Source organism: Pseudoalteromonas sp. TAE79 (genome assembly GCF_000498015.1).
GTDB lineage: Bacteria > Pseudomonadota > Gammaproteobacteria > Enterobacterales > Alteromonadaceae > Pseudoalteromonas.
Map to the genome: position 1 here is coordinate 1 of NZ_AUTL01000014.1, position 7,758 is coordinate 7,758.

8 protein-coding genes are annotated in these 7,758 nt (G+C 43.5%); 1 reads left to right on the forward strand and 7 read right to left on the reverse strand.

The features are described from left to right. Window positions 1-355 precede the first annotated feature (355 nt). The 7 genes from L655_RS1000000127475 to L655_RS0100265 form a co-directional block, all read right to left on the reverse strand. Window positions 356-529, reverse strand: a complete 174-nt coding sequence (locus L655_RS1000000127475) for a hypothetical protein (protein WP_198925102.1) — start codon at window positions 527-529, stop codon at window positions 356-358. Window positions 530-539: 10 nt separating this feature from the next. Further along, window positions 540-680 (reverse strand): YgjP-like metallopeptidase domain-containing protein, encoded by a 141-nt coding sequence (locus L655_RS1000000127755; RefSeq protein WP_076915308.1) that lies wholly within the window; start codon window positions 678-680, stop codon window positions 540-542. Window positions 681-822: 142 nt separating this feature from the next. Then, on the reverse strand, window positions 823-2,055 hold the full coding sequence (locus tag L655_RS0100240; protein WP_024603694.1) for a type II toxin-antitoxin system HipA family toxin: 1,233 nt from the start codon (window positions 2,053-2,055) through the stop codon (window positions 823-825). Then, window positions 2,055-2,312, reverse strand: coding sequence for a helix-turn-helix domain-containing protein (locus L655_RS0100245; RefSeq protein WP_024603695.1), 258 nt, complete (start codon window positions 2,310-2,312; stop codon window positions 2,055-2,057). Before L655_RS0100245 ends, L655_RS0100240 begins: the two co-directional genes overlap by 1 nt. A gap of 778 nt (window positions 2,313-3,090) precedes the next feature. Then, a complete protein-coding gene (locus tag L655_RS0100250; RefSeq protein ID WP_024603696.1) occupies window positions 3,091-3,963 on the reverse strand; it encodes a DNA replication terminus site-binding protein in 873 nt (290 codons plus the stop codon). 489 nt (window positions 3,964-4,452) lie between these two features. After that, on the reverse strand, window positions 4,453-5,706 hold the full coding sequence (gene umuC, locus L655_RS0100260) for a translesion error-prone DNA polymerase V subunit UmuC (protein WP_029751509.1): 1,254 nt from the start codon (window positions 5,704-5,706) through the stop codon (window positions 4,453-4,455). A gap of 485 nt (window positions 5,707-6,191) precedes the next feature. Further along, complete coding sequence (locus tag L655_RS0100265) at window positions 6,192-7,103, reverse strand: LysR family transcriptional regulator (RefSeq protein WP_024603698.1); 912 nt, start codon at window positions 7,101-7,103, stop codon at window positions 6,192-6,194. A 118-nt stretch (window positions 7,104-7,221) separates the two neighbouring features. Here L655_RS0100265 and L655_RS0100270 point away from each other — a divergent pair. Beyond that, on the forward strand, window positions 7,222-7,758 hold a 537-nt coding region (locus L655_RS0100270; protein WP_024603699.1), incomplete at its 3' end, for a class III extradiol ring-cleavage dioxygenase.

Below are 7,758 nucleotides of genomic sequence, written 5' to 3' on the forward strand. Positions count from 1 at the left end.
CTCAACACAAAGCTCAGGCGCATCTCATGCAAAAAATGTCTAAGGTGAAATATTGGTAATACATTGAACAGCCCCGTTTAGACTACACCGTCTTTCTTGGACTGGATTTGATCTATGGTTTATCGAAAAGCAGCCCGGTTATACTCGTTCAAAAACACTCGTAAATATATCAGTATTAGGGTAATTGAACTTTGAGTCTGTAACAGACTCAAAGTTCTTAAGCGCCAGTGAATTTAGCACCCAGGCCATGCTTGGGCAAAATAAGCTTGCTAATTAGCAGAACCTAACCATAAAAATCACCCAATATTTAAAAGAAGATTGGCAAAAGGAAAGTCTGAACGCCCTCGATAGGCAGTTAATCATCCACAACTTCAACTGTCATATGTTGAGCACCAAGGTATGTGCCTTCATCCACTTCATAGCGTAAGGTTTCATCGCAGTGTGGGCAATCAAAGGTTTCATTAGGCTCAACACATCCATCTTCTATCCAATCCCAGCCGATATACTTTTCACAACTAGGGCATTTCATTTAGTAATCCTTATTCATTCAAATACATTTCTGCCATGCTATTTAACTTAGCTTTAACGTCTTTCAAATAGGGCATCACTTGCGTCAGTAAGCGCCAAAATCGTTCGCTGTGGTTGTGTTCTGCAATATGGCAAAGCTCATATAATATCACTCGGTGCTTTAACAAGGTGTGGGTTAAGCATCAGGTGAGCATCTTCCCCATTGCTATTACACGAAACGAAGGAGTGCCTGTTACCCATGAGGTTTTAGGCAGTGCTTTTTAGCTGCACTATTGCTATATGAATGTCTTAATATTACTCAAACTTTTTTATTCTGTCATGACGATAGTTTTTTGTTGAATAGCTTGGTGTCATTATACTTGATACAGAGTTTTCTATTGAGTTGCGTAAGCCATTAAATAACTTCACTTCTTCAGATTGCTTAAGGTAATCAAGTATATTGTCACTCAGGGATTCTACTATTTCTTTAGCTTTCCTAATTTTAAAGTGGGTACCCTCAGCGAGTTTTAATAAATGAGTTATATCAGGAAACTCTTTACTGTTAGAAAGCTTAAGCGCCATTTTATTGTCTATAGCTTCATAAATTTTTGTGTGTGTTATATCAAAAGGTGGGGAAAGGTAAACCCTCGACATATCTGGTGTGTACTGAAGAGCAAAATTCTTGAGGTGTGCATCACCGTTACCGATTAAGCAATTAAATACAATATACTTATACATTTTTTCAACTTCTGATTGGCTATTAGTGTACAAGATTGTTGCTTTGAGTAGTGTTTCGTAATTGCCCGTGTATTTTGCATCGGGATCATTTGGCTTTTTTAATAAAGTGGTAAAGTCTTCGTAGCCTAGCTTTGTACCATCTTGTGCTGTGTCGAAGCGTTCTATGACAAATGTTTCGAGATTATGGGATAAATACGTTTTAGGTGGCTTAAACCCGCAGTATCTAGCTGCTTCCATACATACAAATTCATTTACAGTAAGTAATGGAAATTCAGAATCAAATGATTTTACGATTAAATCTTTTTGTTGGACTGTTCTGTCAGTTTTAATATTGCTGGCATTAGGAATGCTTACTTTAGGTTGTACGCCAGCTAATGAGTTTCTTAGATAGTACTTTTCTAATAGTTGAGGGAATAGAGGCTCAGTACTGTTGTAAGATAAGATATCGTTCAGTGGAATAGTATCTGCTTCTGGTAACGAAAGTTCACTTTTATATGATAGCATGCCAATGCCTTGCTCTCCTTGTAGAGCGAGAAGGTACATGTCATTTACTTTTGCATACCTTGCTAACTTGTCAGCTATAAAGCGACGATTAAAGCCCTCTGGTAAGTTCTGTGAAAAGATAGGATGCAGAGAACCTGAAGAGTAACCGTCTATACCTTTTTTTGTCATTGTTAACGATATGTGCTGCTTTTCTTGTGTCGGCTGGTAATGATGAGTTGAGCCATGAGTTAATATACCAAGCTCTGTATTGTTAGTGCATACGGTAATATTTTTAACTTTACTGGGTAAGTTTGGATTTGTACTCATTATTCATCCTCTGAGAATATATTTTCAATTTCATCCCAATCAGGTAGCGAATACTTTTTTTGAGAAACATCAAACTGTAAATCAACAGCATCGAGCAAGCGCTCAAAAATATCGAAAGAACCAGTAAATCGGCCATTTTCAATTTCTGAAATTGTTGTTTTATTAATGCCGGATATTACTGAAAGCCTTTGCTGTGTATAGCCTAAAGCCTTTCTACTTACGCTGACTTTCTTCCCAATTTCGACTCTGTTAGCCATACAATTACCAATAGGATTTATTATGCAGCTGACATTGTAACCTAAAACGCCAGCTGTTATCTATATAGCTAACAGCAAGTTAAAAAACCATTGTGTTAGCCATATGGCTAATTTGGTGATTCAGTTAACTCTGAGTCTATATTTATTTGGTAACTAGAGGTTTATGAGTAAATGTCTGCAAAACTTCCTCAAAAAGAGTTTTGATTTAAATCCCTTAATTTCATTCACTTAAGGTTTTATTTTGAAATTATTCAACCTGAATAAATCAAATTTATATTACAGGCTTTAATTTAGACTCTTTATTGAATTCAGCTTAGGCTTAATGATACTAACCAATTTAATGCTCATATCGGTCACGCTTTGTAACTCTATGCTTTAGGGGTAACGTATGCGTTATCATGTACTACATAGATTATAATACCTTTAGCAACTTCATGTACTTAGCATTTTTTAAAGTGATAGAGTGAACTCGAGTGTTGACCTTGGTCTTCTCACTTAGCCATAGATTCTAATGGCAGAAAGACAGCCTCTACGGTTTTTAAAGGACGCTGAGAAAAACCTCAGGCATAAATAGCGCCAGCTATCTAGGAAAGTAAAGGCGCGCTAATCTAGTGAAAGCACGATTAATTTTTGTTAAATATCATTGTCAGTTCGCAAGTTGTATTGCCTATCTTGTGGCACTACGGATATAGAACGGGACCTAAATGCCGCCATTAATATCTGTGATAAAAGTATTAATCGCGGCTGGACAGTCATTTATACTTATTAAAGCTGCGCACTACCGAGCTGAAAAAACCTCAATAGTTACCCCACCAAAGGAGCCGATAACTTCTGATGCCACTTTATCAGAGCGTATTTTTCTTTGTGATCTAGCATCAAAATCAGTTAAAGCTTTAAGCTTAAGCTCATTACTTTGAATTATGATTATAGGCATTGGTGCTGTTACTGTTTTTATTCCAGCATCAAAACGTATATTTGCTGCCGGTTGTACGCGAACCTGCCGGCGTATCCTAAGCAGCTCCCCAGGAGTTTGCTTAATTTTATTGATCAATTGCTCAAGAGGTACGCGGTATTCTGGCCCCGATCTATCAAACTCCTCTTCAATTTTAAGTAAAAGGTCTTTTTTAACCGGCTTTGATAGCGAGTCTTTTCTTTGCCAGGCGAACCGAATTGATTGAATGTTTTGCTCTGAATAACATCGAATATGCCTATATAGGTGCATAGTCATAATGCCAGGGCACTCTGCGCGAAGCGCTTCAAACCGGTCTTGCCTTGTTTCATACGTTTGAATGATATGGTTTTCGATATCCGTTTTTGCCGCGTTTATTTTATCCACCAGCTCAGGGATAGTAATGCTTGTTGGGTTTTGGGCAGGGGAGAGCCAAATAACGCCGACAGTGCGCCGCGCTGATTTTTGTGAATAGTCTGGTTGTATGTAAAGGTCTTGGTAGCAGGATGCCGCGAGTTCAACAGCCTTATGTCCGGTATGTTGTTCTGCTGCAATATATTTAACCGGTTCACTTTCCATTCCCTTTGAGGTACAGGGTAGTGGGTAGGCAAGAGCGGCTAATGGTTGCGTATGTGTGAGAATTGTATTGAGAGAACGGATATTGTTTTTTAACTCATCAAACCGATCCGCGATAAAAGGCATGGCATGCACTCGATATTTGTAGTGATAGAACAAATTACAGTTAATAGGTTAAGACTAGACCATCATGCAATATAATGGAAGTTAACCATGTAATTCTTTTAATATTAACTTTTGTGGTACTACTTTGGCTGGCCTCGCCCTGAGATTAGAATGAGAAAGAGAGAGAAAAAGAGAGATAAAATAGAAAAGGCAATGAGGTTGGCTGAGAAGAAGCTCGGGGTTAAGGGGGGTGTTATTAGAACCCATACTTTGCATGATGGTCTAATTGATTGTTGTATGTATCTTTTAAAAAAAGGGTCATAATTGCCGCTGAATAAACAAAAGGATTGGAGAATTTATGGATAAAGCTACGTTTGGATTAATTCTTTGATGAAGTAAACCATGACATGCTGATGAATCGTGTTGGTCGTAAATAAAGTCAAAGACAAAGCACTCATGCGCCTACTTGGTAAATACCTTGCAGAGTGAATGCGTATTGAGTCAACTGCACTACTTCACTCGCGGTAACTGGTCCCAGCGTGTTGTGTAGGCGGGAGACAAATGCTCTCGCTTCATCGACCAATCTTTCTTCGTACCTTGTCCAGCAAAGAAAACCTTTCCGGCACCGCTTTGATTAATGGTGTCCAATACAGACATTAACTGTTGGCTATTAGAGCGGGTTGATACGTCATCGAATAGTCCTGGTTGAAACATGCCGGGATCGTAAAAGTCAGACAGCATGACGCCCGCTTTGGCATAACGAAAACCATCCTTCCAAATCCGCTTGAGTAAGTGATTGGCCAGCTCGATAAAATCCCGTGTATCGCAACTGGGGATCAGCAACTCACCTGATGCAGAGCTGCTGTATTGCGGCTCGTTGTCCTTAAAGGGGCTGGTACGTATGAACACGGTCATCACTTTGGCTTGCTGCTGTTCTTTGCGAAGCTTCTCAGTGGCGCGGGTTGCGTATTCACATACGGCCTCACGTAACAATTCAAATTGCGTTACTTTTTCGCCAAATGAACGGCTACAGACGATTTGTTTCTTAGTTGGTGGGATCTCTTCAAGTTCAATGCACGACTCACCATTGAGCTCTCTGACAGTTCTCTCTAAAACCACTGAAAACTGGTCTCTGATGGCTCTAGGAGAGGCATTGGCTAGGTCTAAGGCTGTGGTGATACCCAACGCATTTAAACGCTTAGAAAGCCGTCTACCAACGCCCCAAACATCATCAACCGGGACTAATGCGAGCAATCGACGTTGCCGATCTGGATTGGTCAGGTCTACAACGCCCTGAGTGGCGGGATATTTCTTGGCGGCATGGTTCGCCAGCTTGGCGAGTGTTTTAGTTGGTGCAATGCCTACACAGACGGTGATCCCAATCCAGTGGCCTATGCGCGCTCGCACTTGTTGTCCGAACTCGACAAGGGATATGGCAGACTCAATACCGGTTAAGTCCAAAAACGCTTCGTCAATGGAGTAAACCTCTACTCGTGGTGCCATCTCTTCCAAAGTGCGCATCACTCGACTGCTCAAATCTGCGTACAGCGCGTAATTGGACGAGAATGCCAAAATACCATGGCGCTGCATTTCAGCTTTGATTTGAAAAACGGGTACGCCCATTTTAATACCGAGTAACTTAGCTTCACGCGAGCGTGCAACCACGCAGCCGTCATTGTTGGACAGCACCACAACCGGCGTATCTTTTAAATCAGGACGAAACAGCTTCTCACAACTGGCGTAAAAGTTATAACTACGAATGATCCAATTATGGACATGACTTTAAACTGAGCATAACAGGGCTTTCACTATATGGCCTCGTGTCCATGGCGAACGTCGATATAAGGCCCTCTTCATACACTTTTTTGTCCATGCCATTGATGGATTGGTATTTCGTACCCCAAAAACGTAGCCCACTATTGCGGTCTAAAGGCACTGCCTGTTAGAACCATCAATTGACAGCTACGAGGAAAATAAAATGTCCGGGCCTAAACAAAAGGAAACACTCAATGGACTTATGGCCTCGATCCCATTTCGGTTCCGCAAATGAGATTTTCCTTGTTGACGACAATATTTGAACAACCATTGGTTTCGGGATCTTAAAAAAGCAGATGGAAAAGGAGAAGGTGGCCGCGATCCAGAAGCCGACATAAAGCTTTTGGCCTGGAGCGGGCTAACTTCGAACTAAGCCTGACTGTTGGAACAGTTTACAGGTGTAGAGAGGGGGCCTTGGTAAGAAAGGATAAAATTTACGACGGTCTACATGGCGAATTCTCAAAAACCTCAACCAAATAGTCGATCATCGCTCTTACTTTGAGGGGTAACCGACGATCCGGCGCGAACAGCACATGCAGGCCGCCGAGATCCAGTGGAGGGTGATCCAATTCGAAAGCAACCAGAGCGCCACTGGCCAATGCCTCGGACACGATAAAGTTGGGCTGATATATGATCCCTTGGCCCTTAACGGCGGCAGCAAGAAGTGCGTCGCCATTGTTGGACATGAGGTTGCCTGTTACGGGCACCTGGATCTTACCATCTTGGCCGAATGCCCAGGTGCCGCCGCGTTGCGCTGAGGAAAGGCTGTAGCTCAGGCAATTGTGGTTTGAGAGCTCGGCAACACGGTTAGGGGTTCCATGTTTTTTCAGATACTCAGGCGAGGCACAAAGTCGCATCGGGCAATTGCCGAGACGGCGGGCCCTGAGGTCGCTGTCAGCGAGGTGTCCGATGCGGACAATCAGGTCCCAGCTCTCTTTCAGCAGATCCTGTTGAGTGTCGCTCAGGCCAAGATCCACCTCCACCAGTGGGTAACGATGGGTGAATTCCGGTATTAACGGTGCAATGAAGCGTGTGCCAAAGGATAGCGGTGCATTCAGACGTAATCGACCCATGGCCTGATGCTGCTGGGAAGATACTTCGGACTCCGCTTCTTCAAGATCCTGAAGAATGCGCTGACAGGCCTGCAGGTATCCCCGTCCGGCATCTGTCAGTGATAACTGTCGAGTGGTGCGATGAAGCAGTTTCGTGCCGAGCCTGGTTTCCAGTGAATCCACATGTTTTGTGGCCATTGCCGGCGACATGTTCAGCTCCCGGCCGGCGGCAGACAGACTACCTCTGGACGCTGCCTGAACGAATACCTGCATGCTTGTGTATCGGTCCAGCATTTTATTTCCTACCTTTAGTTAAAACAGTTCCTTTTTTAAGTCCGTTCTCCTTTCCTGAGTATCAGTATAACCTGTTCATTGTGATATCTGAACTATTCAAACCTATGGAGGTATGTCGATGTCCACGCAGCCAAGAGTGCCTACCAGACAACCGGTATTTTTTATTCCCCACGGCGCTGGCCCTTGTTTCTTTATGGACTGGAGTCCCCGCAATACGTGGGACGGTATGGCCGACTTTCTTCGAAGCGTCATCGGGCGTTTGCCAGAAAAGCCGACGGCCATCCTCCTGGTATCCGCCCACTGGCGCACTCAAGAGTTTAGTGTGACCGCCGGCAGCCAGCCCGATCTCATTTATGACTATTTCGGTTTTCCGGACCACACCTATAAATTGACTTATCCGGCTCCAGGAGCGCCGGCATTGGCGCATCGCGTGAGTCGTCTACTGGTTGGGGCACAACAGAACACCCTGGAGGATTCCGGGCGTGGGTTTGATCACGGTATGTTTATTCCGCTCAAGGTGATGTTCCCCGAGGCAGACATTCCTGTGGTTCAGCTGTCGTTACGGCAGGACCTGGACCCCGAAGCACACCTGCAGGCAGGCAGAGCTCTGGCGCCACTGCGTGACGAAGGTGTGCTGATTCTCGGCAGTGGCATG